The 20755-nt window shown below is 62.9% G+C and carries 10 protein-coding genes; 2 read left to right on the top strand and 8 right to left on the bottom strand.

Features of this window, described 5'->3' with window-relative positions:
- Nucleotides 1-199 precede the first annotated feature (199 nt).
- From ACODS5_RS23635 to ACODS5_RS23610, 6 genes are all read right to left on the bottom strand, one after another.
- Nucleotides 200-667 (bottom strand): SRPBCC family protein, encoded by a 468-nt coding sequence (locus tag ACODS5_RS23635; RefSeq protein WP_134694087.1) that lies wholly within the window; start codon nucleotides 665-667, stop codon nucleotides 200-202.
- 30 nt (nucleotides 668-697) lie between these two features.
- Nucleotides 698-4126 (bottom strand): amino acid adenylation domain-containing protein, encoded by a 3429-nt coding sequence (locus ACODS5_RS23630; RefSeq protein WP_489109788.1) that lies wholly within the window; start codon nucleotides 4124-4126, stop codon nucleotides 698-700.
- A gap of 10 nt (nucleotides 4127-4136) precedes the next feature.
- Nucleotides 4137-5066, bottom strand: coding sequence for a diiron oxygenase (locus tag ACODS5_RS23625; RefSeq protein WP_134694089.1), 930 nt, complete (start codon nucleotides 5064-5066; stop codon nucleotides 4137-4139).
- Nucleotides 5063-5839 (bottom strand): DUF3050 domain-containing protein, encoded by a 777-nt coding sequence (locus ACODS5_RS23620; RefSeq protein ID WP_489109787.1) that lies wholly within the window; start codon nucleotides 5837-5839, stop codon nucleotides 5063-5065. The genes ACODS5_RS23625 and ACODS5_RS23620 overlap by 4 nt, the downstream gene beginning before the upstream one ends.
- A 593-nt stretch (nucleotides 5840-6432) precedes the next feature.
- Nucleotides 6433-7008 (bottom strand): hypothetical protein, encoded by a 576-nt coding sequence (locus ACODS5_RS23615; RefSeq protein WP_489109786.1) that lies wholly within the window; start codon nucleotides 7006-7008, stop codon nucleotides 6433-6435.
- A gap of 61 nt (nucleotides 7009-7069) precedes the next feature.
- Nucleotides 7070-7762: a GntR family transcriptional regulator gene (locus ACODS5_RS23610; protein ID WP_134694092.1), complete on the bottom strand. Its 693-nt coding sequence runs from the start codon at nucleotides 7760-7762 to the stop codon at nucleotides 7070-7072.
- 270 nt (nucleotides 7763-8032) lie between these two features.
- Here ACODS5_RS23610 and lapG point away from each other — a divergent pair, with 270 nt between their 5' ends.
- A complete protein-coding gene (gene lapG, locus ACODS5_RS23605) occupies nucleotides 8033-8734 on the top strand; it encodes a cysteine protease LapG (protein ID WP_134694093.1) in 702 nt (233 codons plus the stop codon).
- 10 nt (nucleotides 8735-8744) lie between these two features.
- Complete coding sequence (gene lapD / locus ACODS5_RS23600) at nucleotides 8745-10691, top strand: cyclic di-GMP receptor LapD (protein ID WP_134694094.1); 1947 nt, start codon at nucleotides 8745-8747, stop codon at nucleotides 10689-10691.
- Between the two features lie 76 nt (nucleotides 10692-10767).
- Here the strand turns inward: lapD and ACODS5_RS23595 are convergent, their stop codons facing one another.
- The gene (locus ACODS5_RS23595; RefSeq protein ID WP_489109789.1) at nucleotides 10768-11109 is read right to left on the bottom strand and encodes a tryptophan synthase subunit beta; all 342 of its coding nucleotides are present in this window, start codon (nucleotides 11107-11109) and stop codon (nucleotides 10768-10770) included.
- 161 nt (nucleotides 11110-11270) lie between these two features.
- A partial coding sequence (locus ACODS5_RS23590) for an immunoglobulin-like domain-containing protein (RefSeq protein ID WP_489109785.1) occupies nucleotides 11271-20755 on the bottom strand: 9485 nt, incomplete at its 5' end.

The following is a 20755-nucleotide window of genomic DNA, read 5'->3' as shown; positions in this document are numbered from 1 at the left end:
GTCGCGATCGGGCGCGCAGCGGCCGCAAAACCTGCAGCCTCGGTCCTCCAGGAAAATCGCGTCGCCTGGTTCGCCAGCAAGCTGGCTCCTACGGGCCCGAGACATGACGCAAGGCCATGGCCGTGACGTCTGCTTGAGAAACAAAAAGGCCGCTCCCGATGGGAGCGGCCTTGTTGTTTCTACCTGCCTACTGGCGCTATCAGCTCAGCAGATTACGCACATTGCCCATGGCTTCATCAGCGAACCCCTGCAGGAACGCCTGGAACCCCGGCAGGGCTTCGGGCCCACCTTCCCATGGCTCGGCCTGGATCGTCCAGGTGGCGCGGCTGCGGCTATCCTCGAGCGCCACCACTTCCATGGCCGCCCATAGGTTGCCGATGTTCAGGCTGGTGTAGATCAGGCTCCAGGTCATGTTCATGGCCTGGTCATCCCGCGAGTTCAACTGCTCGATCACCACGTTGCCATCCTTGAACAGCTTCTTGCGCACCGAACGCACGCCTTGGCCTGTCATCTCGATATGCGCCAAGGCGGGGATGAATACCGGGAAGCCGGCAAAGTTGCCGACGATGTTCCACACACTGGCGGCCGGCGCGGCGATCTCGACGCTGGACACCACCTGGCAGCCTTGGGGGTTGCGGATCAGGGTATCGGGTTTGCATGTTTGCATGTCGTAGTGCTCCTGTTGGGTATGAAAGAATCAGATAAAGCCGATATCGGCCAGGTAGCGGCAGCCGCGGCCAAGCAGCTCGGGGCTTTTGCTGGGGTAGTGGCTCCCCATGCGCAACACGCCGGCACGGGCGTTGTCATGGGCGATGCCGGATATGTCACCAATGTCTTCCTCGAAGCCGTCCAGATAGAAGCCCAGGACGTCATACAGCGCGTTGTCGCGGTCGACACGGCTCAACTGGCGTTGCCACTGCTCGACACTGACCAGCTCGAAGGCATGGCCCTGGGCGCGGAAGGACGCCAGGTAGTCACGCCAACGCAAGGGCTCGGGATTGTGCAGGTTGAACACGCAGTGGCCGCTTTGGTGGCGGCTGCCGTGGAAGGCGATGAACCGGGCCAGGAAGTCCACGGGCATGAGGTCGAAGTCGATCTCAAGACCTGGCACCTGACCCAGTTGCAACGACCCCTTGAGCATCAGCATCAGGCGGTTGCGCTGGGGTTGGCAGGCGCCGGTGCGGCTGTCGAAGGTGATGTTGCCGGGGCGGAACAGGTTGACCCACACCCCCTGTGCGCGAGCGCGACTGAGGATGCGCTCGCCGACCCACTTGCTCAGGTTGTAGCCATTGCGGATGTAGATGGGTGGAGTCGGCGCCGGGTCTGCTTCCAGCACACGCCCGTCATCGCCGACCGCGCTGCAGGCGGACAGGGTCGAGACGAAGTTGAAGATCTTCTTGCGGCGTCCTTCGCACAAGCGCAGGCACTCGAACAGCGGCTCGATGTTGTCGGCCGCGAGCACCTGGTAGTCGAGCACATGGTTGACCTGCGCCGCGTTGTGCAGCAAGGCGCCATAGCCGTTGTCCAGGTAGTCGTAGTCGGCCTGGGCAAGCCCCAGGCGCGGCTTGCGCAGGTCGGCCTCGAACACCCGCACGCGGCCCAGATCCAGGGTGATGTGGTTGTCGTGCAGCGCTTGGGCGAAGCGTTCGGTTGCCGACACCCCGTCGCCACGCCGGACCAGGCAGGCGACTTCGCTGGCCCCCCAGTCCAGCAAGGCCTCGACCAGGTGTACACCGAGGAAGCTGTTGGCCCCGGTGACGATCACCTTGTGCACATCGCCCAGGCGATCCACCGGCAGTACCTGCAGGTCGAGCGCGCGATTGGCATCCTGCTCCAGGCGCACCAACGATGTATTTGTGCCCGCGTCTTCGCCATCGAGCAGCGCTCCCAGGCGTTGCAGGGTTGGCTGCTCGATAAACCGGTTGATTGCCACGCCCTGGCCGAACTGCTGGCGAACCTCCAGCAACAAGCGCGACAGCAGGATCGAGTGGCCGCCGAGGTTGAAGAAGCTGTCGTCGCAGGAGATATCCGTCTCTGGCAACTCCAGCAGCGTGCTCCACAGGCCAGCCAGGCGCTGCTCGGTCGCCGTCCGTGGCGCCAGGCGCTGGCTGCTTGGCAGTGCCAAGGGGCGAAGTGCCAGGCTCTGGCGGTCGACCTTGCCATTGGCGGTGTATGGCATTTGCTCCAGCACCTGGTAGAACATCGGGCGCATGTAGTCGGGCAACTGCTGTTCGGCGTGTTCGCGCAAGCGCTGCGCGGCAGCGTCGCACTCGGGGTGGGCGACGAACGCCAGAACCCGACGCTGGGCGTCGATCACCACCGCCACCTGAGCGTACAGGCGGCTATCGCGCAGACAGTGCTCGATCTCCTCGGGCTCGACGCGGAAGCCGCGGATCTTCACCTGGTTGTCGCGCCGCCCGCATATCTCGATGCCGTGTTCGCCCCACTTGCCGATATCGCCCGTGCGATAGGCGCGCAACCGACGGCCGTCGGGCAGCTCGAGCTCGACGAAGCGCTCGGCGCTCAGGCTGGGGTTGTTCAGGTAGCCGAGGCCGACACCAGGACCGCTGATATACAGCTCGCCGGGGGTCTGCTCGAGCACTGGCCGCAGCTCGGGGTCGAGGAGCAGCACCTGGGTGTTGGCGATGGGCACCCCAAGATTACGGTTGCTGTCGCCACTGGCGAATACCCGGGTGGTCGCCAGCACTGTCGTCTCGGTCGGCCCATAGATGTTGTGCAACCGGCACTGCCCGGATAACCGTGCGATGACTTCGGGCTCGCAGACATCGCCCCCGGTAATCAGGTGACGCAGGCCTAGGTGCGCATCGCGCGGCAGGATGCTCAACAGAGCCGGTGGCAGGAAGGCATGAGTGATTTCCTGGCTGTGGATAAGCTGCAGCAGGCGCTGTGGGTCGCGCCGTTGATCTTCGCTGGGCAGCACCAGTTCGGCGGCACAGGCGAAGGTCGGCAGGATGTCCAGCAGGGAGGCATCGAAGCCGATGGTGGAGAATTGCAGGACCCGGGCCTGGCTATCCAACGCCACATGCTCCTGGTACCAGGCCATGAAATGCGTCAGGTTGCGCTGGCTGAGCAGCACGCCCTTGGGCTGGCCGGTGGTGCCGGAGGTATAGATCGCCACGCAAGGGTGATCGGGCGGTGTATCGCGCACCGCCAGGCTGGGTAACTCGGATTGTGTGGCGTCAACCAGGTTACGCACATCCAGTTGCAAGATATCCACAGGCTGCTGGCCATCGTGAAGCAGTACGCAGGCACCGGCATCGGCAAGGATGCGCTGCCGCCGCTCGGCTGGTGTGGTCGGGTCCAGTGGCAGGTAGATGGCGGCGCTGCCCAGCACCGCCAGCAGGCTGGCGTAAAGCGCGGGCGACTTGTCCATGCACACGGCGACCACCGGCGCATTTACCCCACATGGCAGTAGCGGCAGCAGGGCGCGCTGGATACCCAACGCCCGTGCATGCAGTTGCCGGTAGCTGTAGCGCTGGCCGTCCTGGTTCAGCGCCGGACGATGTGCTTGTTGCCATAAGCTGCGTTGCAACTGCTCGACCAGGCCGGTCTCGGCGCTTTCCAAGAGGTCGGCCCGCAGCGTGCGGTTGAACGGATGGCGGTAGGCCAGGGCTTCGAGCCAGTCCAGGCCATGTTCGCGTTCCTGCTCGCCGGGGGTGACCGTAGGAGCCTCTTGCAGGTATTGCGGATTGCGGGCGAAACGGGTGATGTGCAGCGCGAGCTGTTCGACCAAGGCCTGCTGCGCAGCCTCACGCAGTTGCTGGCCGTTGCCAGAGGTCGGGGAGGCCACCGGCATGCGACCAATCAGGCGCTGAGCGCTGGCATTGCCGCACCAGCAAAGGGTTTCCAGGCGCGGCAGAGTGTTGCTGAAGCTGGCACCCAGGCGCAGGCGTAGCAGGGGGGCAGGCCCCAGCAGCTGCCAGTCGCTACTGGCCAGGACCAGGCTGCCGTCCTCCACCACCAGGCTCGGCGTGGTCGCCAGATGTTGGCGCAGGGTGTCGCCACTCTTGGCCTGGGCAATGCCGTGGCCGTGCGCGTCGAGAGTCTGGGCCAGCAGGCCAAGGGTGGGACTGGCTCCCACCAGGAGTATGTCGAGGCGTCTCATGTCGGGATCCTCAGGGCAGATAGTCGCGCAGCGCGTCTTGCACGCAAGGCGACTCGAGCATGCTGCTGGCGCGGAAGAAGCGCAGGATGTTGCCCAGCAGCGGATGCTGGTGGTTGATCGGGTAGGCCAGCGCCTGCGCTTCCTCGCGCAAGGCCTGCCGCACCGACTCGGGCACCGGCAATGCGGCAATCAGGGCGCAGTCGAAGGCTTGCTGGATGTCGCTGGTCAGGTACTGGCGCAGGAACACCGGCAGGACCGCGGCGATGGCCTGGCGCTCGGCTTCGGCCGCGGACTGCCAGTACAGGCGCGTCAGCCTGGCCCAGAAGCTCGAGTGACGGCCTTCGTCGAGCAGGTGGTCGGCCATCAACCCCTTCACCGAGGGCTTGACCGAGTCATCGCGGGCGAAGGCCGCGACATCGTCGGTCAGGGTGTTTTCGGCAATCCCCACGCAGATCAGCTCCAGGGCGTCCCGCAGGGCCTCGGGCACTCGTTCCAGAGCGGCTGGGATGGCGCGGCTGAGCTCGATTTCCTGGGGCAGGACGATGGGCTCCACGCCGGTCAAGGCGATGGTCTGCTGGAGGAAGTCCATCGCCACCAGGGCGTGGTAGTCCTCGTCGACGACCACGGTCATGGCGTCATAGCGGCAGGCGAACGGAAAGCGTACGGCGAAGCGGTCCTTGGCGATGCGCCGGGCTGTGCGGTCGACGATTTCGGTCTCGAAGATCACCACGTCGTTGATGAACTTGTAGAGGCTCTGCACCAGGACGAAGTCGCGCAGCTGCGGGCACTCGCGCTGGAAGGTGGCGCCCAGTACCATGGGCTGGCGACTGAGCGGGTAGATCAGCCGCTGGTCATCCTCCACCCGCCGCCTTGGGCGGGTGCGGATGGTCGCGCGCTCTTCCCAGGCGTCGGCGAAGGAACGGTAGTCGAGCGCATTCATGGCGTGACCTCGGCAATCGGCGCCTGCAACGTGGCCCGCAGGCGGTCCCACAGGGCCATGCGGCTGTCCACGGCGGCGATGGCGGCGGTATAGACATCTTCCTGGCGCTGTGGGTCGCCAGCGACCAGGCGGGCCAGCAACTGTTCGGCGGCGGGGCCGTGATCCTCGGAGTCGACCTCGATGTGGCGCTGCAGGTAGTAACGGAATGTCGGTGCCTGCTCATTGCCGATGCCCCATTCGTCGAGAATCTGCTGGAACATCATCGGGATGACACTTTCCCGGCCATGCAGGAACGCGGCGGCGACGCTATGGGCCGGGGCCTGCAGGGCGGTTTCCAAGGTATCGCGGACGAAACGTTGCGCCGCCTCGCTGGCACCGGCGCGTTGCAGCGCTTCATGGGCAGCGACGCCCTGCTGCTGGAGGCTGATGAATCGCTCGATGGCCACGGTGCTGGCGCCAACCTCGCGCATGGCATCCAGGTACAGCTCGAAATGGCTGTAGTGACCATGCTCGAGGCGATCGTCCGACTCTTCGCCCAGCACGATTTCGTTGATCAGACGAGCGGCGGCGGGGTCCCTCGGGGGCAGCCAGGGCAGGCTGACGCAGGTCAGCTCCTGTTGTAGTCGCTTGGTTAGCGACATGAAGTCCCAGACGGCGAATACATGGGTTTCCATGAACCGCTGCAAGGTCGCCAACGAGTCGATTTCAGAAAACAATGGGTGACGGGAAAGCTCAAGTTTCTTGTCGGAAAGTGTGCGCTTTAAAGGGTTCATGGAAAAGTCCGCTGTTATCGGGTTTCAGGGTTCTGGATGACCGTGCAACCTGTGGCGCTCTTAAGTTCTAGGCGAGCAAATACCTCGAACGAAGTTTCGATGACGAACAGGCTGCAAGAGCCGCAGGGCTGTTTGTAGCCGAGAAACTACGGGATTTCCGGGCCGGCCGTGCTTGGCGATATAAAAGTTAGATCAACTTGCAAGTGTGCTGCAATTGTTTTTTTAGTTATTTATTGTGTGGTGTTTTTTAAGATAATAGTTATTCGAATAAAACAGTTGGTTGGTTTTATTTTGGCAATAAGTGCTCCTTCCGATAATTAACTACCAGAAAATTCGGACGCAGAGTGAATGCCTCACTCGGAGCACTGATAAACGGAGTTTGGGGGGCGTGATTATTCAGGGGCGGCTGATCGTTTGCGGTCCTTGCCCGGTGCCAGAGTCCTTCTGCAGGTGAATGAGGGCGCAGGCGACCAGGCCCGTTACTGATGATCAGCGGTCGCTGCGGGAGAGTAGAGTGTGCTCAAAATGCTGGCACTGCCATGGCCTGCAACAGCCCAGGCAGCTCAAATGCCTGAAATCGCCGTTTCAGCGCCTTAGAAGCTGAGCAGCCCGAGGTGGGTGTTGAAGATCCGCACCAGGCGCTGGTTGAGCATTGATGAGTCGACCGGGCTGGCCGGTATCTCGATCAACTCCAGCGCGCGTCGGGCCTGGCGGTGCCAACCGAGCATGGCGGCCAGTGACCCTGGGGGGTACAGCACGGTGATCGGCACCTGCAGGGCCGGGTGGGAAAGGCCAGTGGCGGTGTATGCGGGGTTGTCACAGCTTGAAACAAACAAATGCCGGGTCTGCCCAGGGTAGGCGCCCTGGGCCAGATGGGTCAGGGCCAATGCGACATGAGCTCCCTGGTCTTGGCCAAACAGGGCATGGGGCTGCGCCAAGTAGGGCTGCAAGTGCTCGGCCAGGGTCTTGGCCAGCTCGCTGGCCGGTTGCGTCGGCTCGAGTGCGTCGGGCACAACGGTGGCGGGTACGTCAACCGCGACCAGTTCGATGGGGTCGCTGAGGGTGCGTGCCCAGGTGCGGTACTGGATAAGCTGCTGTCGGGTACAGGCCAGGCAGATCAGGCGGACCCTGGACGGTGTTTCGGTCGAGGATTGCTGTCGCGTCTGCACGTGCACTGCCGTTCCTTATGCCGGATCGTCCGAACTTGGGCGGTATGGCCGCCGAATGCGATCAGTTGGCCGCTTGCCGATCGAGGTAGTTGCGAATGGTGCGGGCGGCGTTGTTCAGATGCGCCTCCAACAGGGTGACGGCTTCGTCCACCAGTTTGTCGCTGGCGGCATCGACCAGGGCGATATGGTCATCCTGGGTCAACTTGCCCAGGCCCATCGACGACAGGTGGAAGCGCAGGAAGCGTTCCTCCTCGTTGAGTTCGACCTCAATCATGCGCAGCAGCTTCTGGTTGTGCGCCTTGCGGTAGAGGGCCATGTGCAGCAGGCGATTGAGCCGGCCAATCTCGGCGTGGCGGGTTTCGGTTTCCAGCTGGCGGATGAAGCCCCTGGCCTGGGCGATATCCTCGGCGTCGAGCAAGGGGATCGATTGGCGCAGTGCTTCGGTTTCGAGGATCACGCGCAGCGCATAGGTGTCCACGGCGTCTTCACCGATCAACGGGGCGACCACGGCGCCCTTGTGCATCACCACCTGCAGCAGTGACTGGGCCTCGAGCTGGCGCAACGCCTCGCGCACCGGCATGCGGCTAACGCCGAACAGGGTCGCCAGCTCTTGCTGGCGCAGGGCTGTGCCTGGCGGCAGGCGACCGTCGAGGATGGCGCTGCGCAGGCGCTCTTCGATGACACCGCGGGCCAGGTGCGCCGGTACCTGTTCGCTGCCCAGCACGGTGCTCAGGAGTTTGGGTTTATCAGCCACGCGGGATTCGCCTCGGCAACGTCAATATTGGATCCAATAACCCTAGTGAGGGAGGGGTGGCCTTGTCAAATGGATTGATCGGCGGCGGCGTCGCAGCGTGATCGCAAAACGCGGCTATCGTGAAGCAAGTCGGCAGTGTTGTGAAGCCAGACAAGGCCGTCAGACCTTGTGCGAAGCGGGTTTGCCGACAGTTGGCGGCATGATCGCACGGTGCCATTGTCTTTTCTTGCCGCTGCCCGCACCATCGCTGCTTTCGAATGATCAGAACAGGTGCCCGCAGTGGCGATACCCTGGACCTTCCATGCGACCACGCGCCGTCTCGGGCTGGCCCTGCTGCTGGGCTGCCTGCTGCTGGGCGGCACGCAGGCGGACTGGGACTTCTCCCAGATCAGCCGCCGCGCCCAGGCGTTATACGGCACGCTGGGCGCGGGCCAGGGCCGGATCGACGCCTGGCAGAACCTGCTGGCGACCCAGAAGCAAGGGAGCGAGTTGGAGCAGTTGCAGGTGGTCAACCTGTTCTTCAACAAGCAGCTGCGTTATGTCGAAGACATCGACCTGTGGCATGAGGTCGACTACTGGGCCACGCCGGTCCAGTCGCTGATCAAGGGTGCCGGCGACTGCGAAGACTACGCCATCGCCAAGTACTTCAGCCTGCGGCGCATGGGCATCCCCGCGGAAAAACTGCGCATCACCTACGTCAAGGCCCTGCGCCAGAACCGCGCGCACATGGTCCTGACCTATTATTCAAACCCACAGGCCCAGCCGCTGGTGCTCGACAGCCTGATGGACGCGATCAAGCCGGCTAGCCAGCGTACCGACCTGCTGCCGGTCTATGCCTTCAACGGTGAAGGCCTGTGGCTGACCGGCGCTGCGGGTAACAAGAAGGTCGGCGACACCAAGCGCCTGTCACGCTGGCAGGACTTGCTGAAGAAAATGCAGGCCGAAGGGTTCCCGGCCGAACCGGTTTACTGAAGGAGCACAGATGTCACTGTTCAAACAATTGCTGCTAGCCATTTGCCTGTTCCTGGTGGTCGCCTTCAGTGGCAGCTTCATGGTCAGCCTGGAGAGCTCGCGCAGCCAGTACGTCAATCAACTGCGCTCCCACGCCCAGGACGCGGCCACCGCGCTGGCGCTGTCGCTGACGCCGAACATCGACGACCCGGCAATGGTCGAGCTAATGGTCAGTTCGATCTTCGACAGTGGCTACTACTCCAGCATCAAGGTCATCGACCTGGGCTCCAACGCGGTGCTGGTCGAGCGCCACGCCGAACCCGACACGGGCGGTGTGCCGGGTTGGTTTATCCACCTGATCGGCCTGGAGCCAGCTGGCGGCGATGCCATCGTCAGCCGCGGCTGGCAGCAAGCGGCGCGGGTCGAGGTGATCAGCCATCCGATGTTCGCTTTGGCCAAGCTGTGGCAGAGCGCCCTGGGCAGCCTGGGCTGGTTGCTGCTGTGCGGCGCGGTGAGCGCGGTGCTGGGGGCGCTGCTGCTGCGTCGCCAATTGCGGCCGCTGGACTACATGGTGGCGCAGTCCCACGCCATCGCCCGGCGTGAGTTCCTGAGCCTGCCAGAGTTGCCACGCACGCCTGAACTGCGTCGGGTGGTGCAGGCGATGAACCAGATGGTCGAGAAGCTCAAGGCACTGTTCACCGAGCAGGCCGAACGCAGCGAGAAGCTACGCGCCGAGTCGTACCAGGACAGCCTCACTGGCTTGGCCAACCGTCGGTACTTTGAAATGCAGCTCAATGCCCGCGTCAGCAACCTGGAGGAAGCTCGCGCCGGCTACCTGCTGTTGCTGCGGGTGCAGGACCTGGCCGGCCTCAACGCCCGCCTGGGTGGCCAGCGCACCGACCAGTTGCTGCAGGCGGTGGGTGAACAGTTGCGGCGCACCTGCGCCAATTTCCCTGAAACCAACGACCTGATCACCCGCAGCCGCGGCGGCGAGTTCGCCGTGCTGGCGCCGGGCATGGTCCACGACGAGGCGATCCAGTTGGCCCAGGCCCTGGAGGCCACCTTGCAGAGCCTGCATGAAACTGGCGCCAGCGATGTCGACCCGGTGGCCTGCATCGGCCTGGCGCCTTACAGCCCAGGCGATGCGCCGCAGGCGCTGCTCAAGCTCGCCGACGAAGCCCTGGCCCGCGCCGAGAGCCAGCCGGAGCCGGGCTGGGTATGCCTGGAGCAGGGCGCCGCAGGCCAGGCCGCCGACAGCCACCATGCCTGGCACACGCGTCTGGACCAGGCGCTGGCCAAGGGGCAGTTCGAGCTGTTCTTCCAGCCGGTGGTGGACAGCAAGGCGCCGGACAAGGTGCTGCACTACAAGGTCATCTCACGCCTGCACGATGCCGAGGGCGAAGCCCTGGCGGCGGGGCGCTTCCTGCCCTGGCTGGAGCGTTTCGGCTGGATGGCGCGCCTGGACCTGCTGGTGCTGGAGAAGGTCCTCAGGCACTTGCAGGGGCATGGCGAGTCGCTGGCGCTCAACCTGTCCGCCGCGACCCTGGCCGACCCCAGGGCGTTGCAGCGGGTCTATGACCTGCTGGGCCAACACAATGCACTCGGGCCGCGCTTGACCTTCGAGATCGGCGAGGAGCAACTGCCCGAGCAGTCGGTGCTCGAGCAACTGACCCGGCGCCTGCGCGGGCTGGGCTTCAGCCTGGCGCTGCAGCGCTTTGGCGGGCGCTTCAGCATGATCGGCAACCTAGCGCACCTGGGGCTGGCCTATCTGAAGATCGACGGCGGCTATATTCGCAACATCGACCACGAGCGGCACAAGCGCCTGTTCATCGAGGCCATCCAGCGCGCGGCGCACAGCATCGACCTGCCACTGATTGCCGAGCGGGTCGAGACCGAAGGGGAGTTGAAGGTGCTGCGCGAGATGGGTGTGCAGGGGATTCAGGGGCAACTGGTGGGCGAGCCTGCGCCCTGGCGTTGAATGGGAAGGTTTGTTCGCCGGCAAGCTGGCTCCTACGTGATGCTGTGGGAGCCGGCACGCTGGTGAATCGGGCGGCTCAGATCAACCCGCCTTCCTCGTCTTCCTCGATCAGGTTGTTCAGGCTGCCCAGCGCCTTGCGCGCGCTGGAGCGGTTGAGCAACTTGGCCTGGGCGCCGGGGGGCAGGTCGGTGATGCTGAACACGCCCTTGGCGGTGAGCACCTCGATCAGGTCCTCCAGCACCCGGATCATGTCCAGGTCGCTCTGCTTGAGCTGCTTGAGGCTGTTCTCGACAACGTTGTCGGCGAACCAGTCCTGGATCTCGGCATTGTCTGCCGGGACCATGTCGGTATAGCCACCGAATTTGGCGGCTTCAACCCGCAGCAGCTGGCCCTCGGCGTCGCGTTGCACGTAGAACATGGCGGCGTCCCTCGTCACGATGAATCCTTATTGGTAGTCAGCAGCATAGGCAAGTTTCACCGGGCCTGTCAGCCCGGTGCACGAGTATGCGCGTGAAGGGATGGCGGGAAAAGCCCACGCCCCCGACGCCGGCCCTTGTGGGCCGTGGTCGGGGGGGGGGATCAACTGTTGGAGTTGTCGATCTTGATGGTCGGGTCGGCACCGCTGATCAACGAATTGATCGTGGTGTTCGACCAGTTCACACCTTCGAGCTTGATGGTCACGTCGGCGTTGGCCAGGCCACCGGCGGCGTTGAGCTTGCCCTCGGTGCTGACCTGCAGGGTCGACTCGCCGCCGACCGTGGTGATCTTCAGGAAGTTGTCGATGGTGCTGGCCTTCTCACCCTGGAGCAGGTCGCTCAGGTCGAGGCGGTCGCCTTCCTTGACGTTGAAGTCCTTGATCACGTCCTTGCCCAGGTCGCCGGCCTTCCACACGAAGGTGTCGGCGCCACTGCCACCGATGAGGATGTCGTCGCCCTTGCCGCCGATGAGGATGTCGTTGCCGGCACCACCCAGCAGGACGTCATTGCCTTTGCCACCGTCGAGGATGTCGTTGCCACCCTGGCCGAAGATGATGTCGTTGCCGTTGCCGCCGAGCAGGGTGTCGTTGCCATCGTTGCTGCGCGAGATGTCGAACTCGGTGTAGTGCTCGGTGATGTACTTGTGCATCGCCCGTGCATCGACATCTCCCGCCGTGACGCCGGTCTTGCCGGCGACATAGGCCTGGATCGCCTCGACGCCGGTCCCGGCGATGCCGTCGAAGGTCATCAGGTCGCCGAAGATGATGTCGTTGCCGTCGCCGCCATTGACCGTGTCGTTTCCGGGCAGGGTGACCTCGGTGTGGCCGAGAATTGCTTCGGCCAACTTGCTTGGGTCGATATTGGTCTGTGGTTTTCCATCGGAATCGAATTGCTTCAATACCGATTCATCCACCCCTTTGTTGAGACCGATGGCTTCGACATTGGACAGGCCGGCGAGCAGCTTATAGCTATCGAGCGAGTTCTTCACCGCATCGGTACTGCTGTTGCCGTAGTCATAGGCCCGCGTGGACAGTTCGTAGCCACCGTTGCCTTCGGCATGCAGTTCACCGGAAACGCCGTTGTAGAGCCAGCCGTTCTGATAGTACTGGACCTTGAGGTTGCCAGCGCTATCAATGGTGATCTTGGTATTACTGTCTACCCAGTCGTTAACCGTCATGCCCGGCTTGTAATTGATCGAAGCCAGGTAGGTGTCCATCGATACGCCAGACCGGCCCAGCATCGGGTCACCGTTCTCGTTGGCCTGGTAGACGTTTGGCGCGCCATCGGTAATGAAAAACGTCTGATTGTCGCCTTTACTACCGGCTTTCTGAAGATCCTGGAACCAGTTGGCGGTGGTCTTGAAGGCATCCTCGTAGTTCGTGTAGCCGCTATCCTTGTCGAGCTTCAGGTTGTTCAAGGCGTTAAGCAAGGTCTGCTTGCCTGCCTCGTCCAGGGTGACCGTGACGGTGCTCTTGACCTTAGCGGCAAAGTCTACCAACAGAATGTTCACCGTGCCCGGCTTGTCGCCTTTCACACTGGCGGCCAGCGTGTTGAATACCGACTCCAGGGATTTTTTCGCCGCCGCCACACCGGCAGTGCCCATGCTGTTCGAGGTGTCGACGATGAAGGCCAGGTTGTAGTCCTTGCCGGGCGTCACATGCAGGCCCGCAACGTCCGCTACGACGATGTCGTTGCCATCGGTGCCCATCACGTTGTCGTTTTCCGACGACAGGTTGCTGGTGTTGTAGCTCTGCGGGTAGACGTTGACCTTGATGGTGCCTTCGCTGGTGGCGGTGCTGCCGCCAACGCTTTCGCTGGAGGTCGAGGTGACCTTCACGTCGAACTGGCCGTGGTAGTAGGCCGGTGGCTTGATGGTCAGGCTGCCCAGGTTCCAGCCGGTGACGTCCACCGCGTCCTTGCCGACGGTGACGGTGTGGCCGGCGCCATCGGACAGCACCGAGCCTGCCGGGATGCCGCCGAGCTTGACGCTCAGGCTCTCGGAACCATCGGTGTCGGTCAGGTTGGTGCTGATGCCCACCAGCTTGACCGGCGCACCGTTCTCGCTGCCTTCGTTGAGCTTGTAGCCGTCGTAGTAGCCCTGGCCATTGCTGCCGTGCAGGTCGGAGACAGTCACGCCGGCATTGCTCAGGTCGTTGACGCTCGGGTACATCGGGATGTTCGAGCTGTTCAGGTCCATGGCCGCGCCGTTGTTGACGCGGATGTTGACGTCCAGGCTGCCGGGGCCGGCCTGGTTGGCGTTGTAGATCTCCAGGGTGTAGTAACCGCTGCTGGTCGGGGTGAAGCTGCCGGAGATCGCGCCGCTGCTCGAACCCCAGATGCCGCTGGCGACGTTCTTGCCGCCGACGACGATCTGCAGGCTGTCATCGGCGGTGCCGGTGAAGGAATAGGTCTTGCCGGCTTCCAGGTAGATCAGGCCGGACGTTTTCGAGCCGCTGCCCGGGGTGACGTTGCTGGTCGAGTCGACGCCGGTGACCGTCTCGGTCTTGCTGGCATTGCCGGAGTTGGCGAATACGTTCTTCAGCGTATCGCCGGAGATGCCGTTGCCATTGCTGCCCAGGCCGCTGAGGTTGTTCCAGGTTTCCTTGACCAGGCCGATCGAGTTGACGTTGTTGTTGCCGATGTTCAGGTCTGGCTTGTCGGCCACTGGGCGAATGTCGACCTTCATGGTCGCTTCGTTGCCCAGGTTGGTGCCGTCGTTGGGCTTGTACTTGAGCTGCGCGTAGTCGGCCTGCTTGTTGCCCACGCCACTGCCGCCATAGCCGTCGATGCCCGACTGGTTGGCCAGAGGCACGAACTTGAGCTTGCCGGCGGCGATGTCGGCCTGGCTGACGGTCTGGTTCAGCGATACATCGACCCACGAGGTGCCGTTGAAGAACTTCAGGCTGCCCAGGTCCGGCAGCTTGCTGATGGTCACGGCCAGGCCGGTGTTGCCATCGGCGTCGGTGACGTTGAAGTCGCCCCACTGGAACACGTAGTCGGTGTCTTCGGTGCCGGTCACCGCGCCGCCGGTCGTAACCGGAGCGTGGTCGTTGTCGATGATGGTGGTGGTGACGCTGGACTTGCCGGCGTCGACCTGCAGGTTCTCGAAGCCGCCGCCGCTGGCGCCGCTGATCTTGACCGTGAAGTTCTCCGAGCCTTCGACCAGCTTGTCGTCGATGGTCTTGATGTCGAAGCTGGTGCCGCTGCTGCCGGCCGGAATCTTCACGGTGACCACACCGGTGAAGTCCTGGCCGTCGGTGGCGGTGCCGCTGTAGGTCAGGGTGATGGTCACCTCGGACTTCGACGGGTTGCTCAGGGTCAGGTTGTAGTGGGCGGTATCGCCTTCGACCACCGAGGTGTCGCCGCTGATGCCGACGGTGGTCAGGTCGCCCTGGCCGGCCGGTTCGTCGGTGACGGTGGTGGTGACGGTGTTGCTGCCCAGGCTCAGCTTCTCGAAGTTGTCGCCGCCGCTGACCGACTCGATCTTGTTGACGATGTTCGGCTGGCCACCGAGGTACGGGTCGTCCTTGGCGGTAATGGTGAAGGTGCCGCTGGCGCTGCCGGCCGGGATGGACACCTTGGTGCCATCGGTGAGGGTGAAGGTCAGGCCGTTGTGGCCAGTGACCGACAGGCCCTGGGCGTTGGTCAGGGTCACGGTGTAGGTGACCTGGCCGCCTTCGGTGACGGTGGTCTTGTCGGCGGACAGGGTCGCGACCACTTCACTGACGGTATCGGTGATCTGCACGGTGGCCTTGCCGCCGAGCTCGAGGTTCTCGAAGGTCTTGCCGGTGACGGTGGCATCGCTGATGCCGACCGAGACCGAACCTGGGTCCTTGAACACATCGTCGCCCTGGGCCTTGGTCTTGTACTCGGCTTCGGTCTGGCCAGCCTTGATGACGACCTTGTCGCCGTTGTCCAGGGTCACGGTCAGGTCCTGGGCCAGTTTCTGGCTGACCTTGACGGTGAAGCTTGGCTGCTGGTCTTCGGTGACATTGCCGTTGCTGACGATGGTGACCGAGACCTTGTCGCCCTGGTTGCCGGTGCCTGGAGTACCCGAGCCCGGCTCGTCGGTGACGGTGGTCTTCACTTCGTTCTGACCCAGGGTCAGCTTCTCGAAGTTGTCGGCGCCGGTGACGTCGGTCAGCTTGTTGCTGATGGTCGGCTGGCCGCCGATGAACACATCGTCCGGGGCATTGATGGTGATGGTGCCGGTGGCGCTGCCCGCCGGAATGGTCACTTTGGTGCCGTCGGTGAGAGTGAAGGTCAGGCCGTTGTGGCCGGTCACCGACAGGCCTTGGCCGTTGCTCAGGGTCACGGTGTAGGTGATCTGGCCGCCTTCGCTGACGGTGGTCTTGTCCGCCGACAGGGTCGCGACCACTTCACTGGTGGTGTCGGTGATCTGCACGGTGGCCTTGCCGCCGAGCTCGAGGTTCTCGAAGGTCTTGCCGGTGACGGTGGCATCGCTGATACCGACCGAGACCGAACCTGGGTCCTTGAACACATCGTCGCCCTGGGCCTTGGCCTTGTACTCGGCTTCGGTCTGGCCGGCCTTGATCACCACCTTGTCGCCGTTGTCCAGGGTCACGGTCAGGTCCTGGGCCAGTTTCTGGCTGACCTTGACGGTGAAGCTTGGCTGCTGGTCTTCGGTGACATTGCCGTTGCTGACGATGGTGACCGAGACCTTGTCGCCCTGGTTGCCGGTGCCTGGAGTACCCGAGCCCGGCTCGTCGGTGACGGTGGTCTTCACTTCGTTCTGACCCAGGGTCAGTTTTTCGAAGTTGTCGGCGCCGGTGACGTCGGTCAGCTTGTTGCTGATGGTCGGCTGGCCGCCGATGAATACGTCGTCCGGGGCATTGATGGTGATGGTGCCGGTGGCGCTGCCGGCCGGAATGGTCACTTTGGTGCCATCGGTGAGGGTGAAGGTCAGGCCGTTGTGGCCGGTCACCGACAGGCCTTGGCCGTTGCTCAAGGTGACGGTGTAGGTGATCTGGCCACCTTCGCTGACCGTGGCCTTGTCGGCCGACAGGGTCGCGACCACTTCACTGACGGTATCGGTGATCTGCACGGTCGCCGCGCCACCGAGCTCGAGGTTCTCGAAGGTCTTGCCGACCACGCTGGCATCGCTGATGCCGACGGTCAGCGGGCCGCCGTCCTTGAACACGTCGTCGCCCTGGGCCTTGGCCTTGTACTCGGTTTCGGTCTGGCCGGCCTTGATCACCACCTTGTCGCCATTGCTCAAGGTGACGGTCAGGTCCTGGTCGAGTTTCTGGCTGACCTTGACGGTGAACGAGGCTTGCTCGGCTTCGTTCACATCGCCGTTGCCGACGATGGTCACGCTGACTTTGTCGCCCTGGTTGCCGGTGCCCGGGGTGCCCGAGCCTGGCTCGTCGGTGACGCCAGTCTTCACTTCGTCCTTGCCGAGGGTCAGTTTCTCGAAGTTGTCGGCACCGGTGACGCCGGTCAGCTTGTTGCTGATGGTGGCCTGGCCACCGATGAATACGTCGTCCGGGGCGGTGATGGTGGCGGTACCGCTGGCGCTGCCGGCCGGGATGGTGACCTTGGTGCCGTCGCTCAAGGTGAAGGTCAGGCCGTTGTGGCCAGTGACCGACAGGCCCTGGCCGTTGGTCAGGGTCACGGTGTAGGTGATCTGGCCGCCTTCGGTCACGGTGGACTTGTCGGCGGTCAGGGTCGCGACCACTTCGCTGACGGTGTCAGTGATCTGCACGGTGGCCTTGCCACCGAGCTCGAGGTTCTCGAAGGTCTTGCCCGGCACGCTGGCATCACTGATGCCGACGGATACCGAACCCGGATCCTTGAACACGTCGTCGCCCTGGGCGGTGGTCTTGTACTCGGCCTCGGTCTGGCCGGCCTTGATTACCACCTTGTCGCCGTTGTCCAGGGTCACGGTCAGGTCTTGCGCCAGTTTCTGGCTGACCTTGATGGTGAAGCTTGGCTGCTGGTCTTCGGTGACGTTGCCATTGCTGACGATGGTGACCGAGACTTTGTCGCCCTGGTTGTCGGTGCCTGGAGTACCCGTGCCCGGCTCGTCGGTGACTTCGGTCTTCACTTCCTCTTTGCCGAGGGTGAGCTTCTCGAAGTTATCCGCGCCAGTGACACCTTCCAGTTTATTGACGATGGTCGGCTGACCGCCGACGAACACATCATCCGGTGCATTGACGGTGATGGTGCCAGTGGCGCTGCCCGCTGGGATGGTCACTTTGGTGCCATCGGTAAGGGTGAAGGTCAGGCCATTGTGGCCGACGACCGACAGGCCCTGGCCATTGGTCAGGGTCACGGTGTAGGTGATCTGGCCACCCTCAGCGACAGTGGTCTTGTCCGCGGTCAGGGTTGCGATGACTTCACTGATGGTGTCGGTGATCTGGACGCTGGCGTTGCCACCCAGCTCCAGGTTTTCGAAGGTCTTGCCATCCACTGCCGCATCGGTGATGCCGACGGTCAGGGTATCGCCGTCTTTGAAGACGTCATCGCCCTGGGCCTTGGCCTTGTATTCGGTTTCGGTTTCACCAGCCTTGATCACCACCTTGTCACCGTTGGACAGAGTAACGGTCAGGTCGTGGTCGAGCTTCTGGCTGACTTTGACAGTGAAGGCCGGCTGCTGGTCTTCAGTGACATCGCCTTTGCTGACGATGGTGACCGAGACTTTGTCGCCCTGGTTATCGGTGCCCGGAGTGCCGGTGCCTGGCTCGTCGGTGACTTCGGTCTTCACTTCCTCTTTGCCGAGGGTGAGTTTTTCGAAGTTATCCGCGCCAGTGACACCTTCCAGTTTGTTGACGATGGTCGGTTGACCGCCGACGAACACATCATCAGGCGCATTGACGGTAATGGTACCGGTGGCGCTGCCAGCGGGGATGGTGACTTTGGTGCCATCGCTCAAGGTGAAAGTCAGGCCATTGTGGCCGACGACCGACAAACCTTGGCCGTTGGTCAGAGTCACGGTGTAGGTGATCTGGCCACCTTCGCTGACGGTGGTCTTGTCCGCAGTCAGGGTCGCGACGACTTCGCTGATGGTGTCAGTGATCTGCACGCTGGCGTCGCCGCCGAGCTCCAGGTTTTCGAAGGTCTTGCCATCCACTGCCGCATCGGTGATGCCGACGGTCAGGGTATCGCCGTCTTTGAAGACGTCATCGCCCTGGGCCTTGGCCTTGTATTCGGTTTCGGTTTCACCAGCCTTGATCACCACCTTGTCACCGTTGGACAGAGTAACGGTCAGGTCGTGGTCGAGCTTCTGGCTGACTTTGACAGTGAAGGCGGGTTGCTGGTCTTCGGTGACATCGCCTTTGCTGATGATGGTCACGCTAACCTTGTCGCCTTGATTGTCGGTGCCTGGAGTACCGGTGCCAGGTTCGTCGGTGACTTCGGTCTTCACTTCCTCTTTGCCGAGGGTGAGTTTTTCGAAGTTATCCGCGCCGGTGACGCCTTCCAGCTTGTTGGCGATGGTCGGCTGACCGCCGACGAATACATCATCCGGGGCATTGATGGTGATGGTGCCGCTGGCGCTGCCGGCCGGGATGGTGACTTTGGTGCCATCGGTGAGGGTGAAGGTCAGGCCATTGTGGCCGACGACCGACAGGCCTTGGCCGTTGGTCAGGGTCACGGTGTAGGTGATCTGGCCACCCTCGGAGACGGTGGTCTTGTCCGCGGTCAGGGTCGCGACGACTTCGCTGATGGTGTCGGTGATTTGCACGGTGGCATCGCCGCCGAGTTCCAGGTTCTCGAAGGCATGGCCGGGCACGGAGGCATCCGTGATACCGACGGTCAGCGAGTCGCCGTCCTTGAAGACATCATCGCCCTGGGCCTTGGTCTTGTACTCGGCTTCGGTCTGCCCGGCCGGGATGACAACCTTGTCGCCGTTGGACAGGGTCACGGTCAGGTCATAGTCGAGCTTCTGGCTGACTTTGACGGTGAAGGCTGGCTGCTGGTCTTCGGTGACATCGCCTTTGCTGACAATGGTCACGCTGACCTTGTCGCCTTCGTTGCCGGTGCCCGGAGTGCCGGTGCCCGGTTCGTCGGTGACTGAGGTCTGCACCTCGTTCTGACCCAGGGTCAGTTTTTCGAAGTTGTCGGCACCGGTGACGCTGGTCAGCTTGTTGCTGATGGTGGCCTGGCCGCCGATGAACACATCGTCCGGGGCAGTGATGATGGCAGTACCGCTGGCGCTGCCGGCCGGGATGGTGACCTTGGTACCGTCGCTCAGGGTGAAGGTAAGACCGTTGTGACCGGTCACCGACAGGCCCTGGCCGTTGGTCAGGGTGACGGTGTAGGTGATCTGGCCGCCTTCGCTGACGGTGGTCTTGTCGGCGCTGAGCGTCGCGACCACTTCACTGATGGTGTCGGTGATCTGCACGCTGGCGTCGCCGCCCAGTTCCAGATTCTCGAAGGTCTTGCCATCCACTACAGCATCGGTGATGCCGACAGTCAGAGTGTCGCCATCCTTGAAGACGTCGTCGCCCTGGGCTTTGGCCTTGTATTCGGTTTCGGTCTGGCCAGCCTTGATCACCACCTTGTCACCGTTGGACAGAGTAACGGTCAGGTCGTGGTCGAGCTTCTGGCTGACTTTGACAGTGAAGGCGGGTTGCTGGTCTTCAGTGACATCGCCTTTGCTGACGATGGTGACCGAGACTTTGTCGCCCTGGTTATCGGTGCCCGGAGTGCCGGTGCCTGGCTCGTCGGTGACTTCGGTCTTCACTTCCTCTTTGCCGAGGGTGAGTTTTTCGAAGTTGTCGGCGCCGGTCACACCTTCCAGTTTGTTCACAATCGAAGGCTGGCCGCCGACGAAGACGTCGTCCGGGGCATTGATGGTGATGGTGCCAGTAGCACTGCCCGCAGGGATGGTTACTTTGGTGCCATCGGTGAGGGTGAAGGTCAGGCCGTTGTGGCCGACGACCGACAGGCCCTGGCCGTTAGTCAAGGTGACGGTGTAGGTGATCTGGCCACCCTCAGCGACGGTGGTCTTGTCCGCAGTCAGGGTCGCGACCACTTCGCTGATGGTGTCGGTGATCTGAACACTGGCGTTGCCGCCGAGCTCCAGGTTCTCGAAGGTCTTGCCATCGACCGCAGCATCGGTGATGCCGACAGTCAGGGTATCGCCGTCTTTGAAGACGTCATCGCCCTGGGCCTTGGCCTTGTATTCGGTTTCGGTTTCACCAGCCTTGATCACCACCTTGTCACCGTTGGACAGAGTAACGGTCAGGTCGTGGTCGAGCTTCTGGCTGACTTTGACGGTGAAGGCGGGTTGCTGGTCTTCGGTGACATCGCCTTTGCTGATGATAGTGACCGAGACTTTATCGCCTTGGTTGTCGGTGCCTGGGGTGCCAGTGCCTGGCTCGTCGGTGACTTCGGTTTTGATCTCGTCCTTACCGAGCGTCAGTTTCTCGAAGTTGTCCGCGCCAGTTACACCTTCCAGTTTGTTGACGATGGTCGGTTGACCGCCGACGAATACGTCATCCGGGGCATTGATGGTGATGGTGCCAGTGGCGCTGCCCGCCGGGATGGTTACTTTGGTGCCATCGGTCAGGGTGAAGGTCAGGCCGTTGTGGCCGACGACCGACAGGCCCTGGCCGTTAGTCA

The organism is Pseudomonas sp. FG47 (assembly GCF_057809115.1).
This window is presented reverse-complemented; position numbering and strand designations above follow the sequence as displayed.

Bases quoted from the DNA above. Each gene is read 5' to 3' on its own strand.
- ACODS5_RS23635 (WP_134694087.1), bottom strand. From the start codon at position 667: ATGCAAACATGCAAACCCGATACCCTGATCCGCAACCCCCAAGGCTGC.
- ACODS5_RS23630 (WP_489109788.1), bottom strand. From the start codon at position 4,126: ATGAGACGCCTCGACATACTCCTGGTGGGAGCCAGTCCCACCCTTGGC.
- ACODS5_RS23625 (WP_134694089.1), bottom strand. From the start codon at position 5,066: ATGAATGCGCTCGACTACCGTTCCTTCGCCGACGCCTGGGAAGAGCGC.
- ACODS5_RS23620 (WP_489109787.1), bottom strand. From the start codon at position 5,839: ATGAACCCTTTAAAGCGCACACTTTCCGACAAGAAACTTGAGCTTTCC.
- lapD (WP_134694094.1), top strand. From the start codon at position 8,745: ATGTCACTGTTCAAACAATTGCTGCTAGCCATTTGCCTGTTCCTGGTG.
- ACODS5_RS23595 (WP_489109789.1), bottom strand. From the start codon at position 11,109: ATGTTCTACGTGCAACGCGACGCCGAGGGCCAGCTGCTGCGGGTTGAA.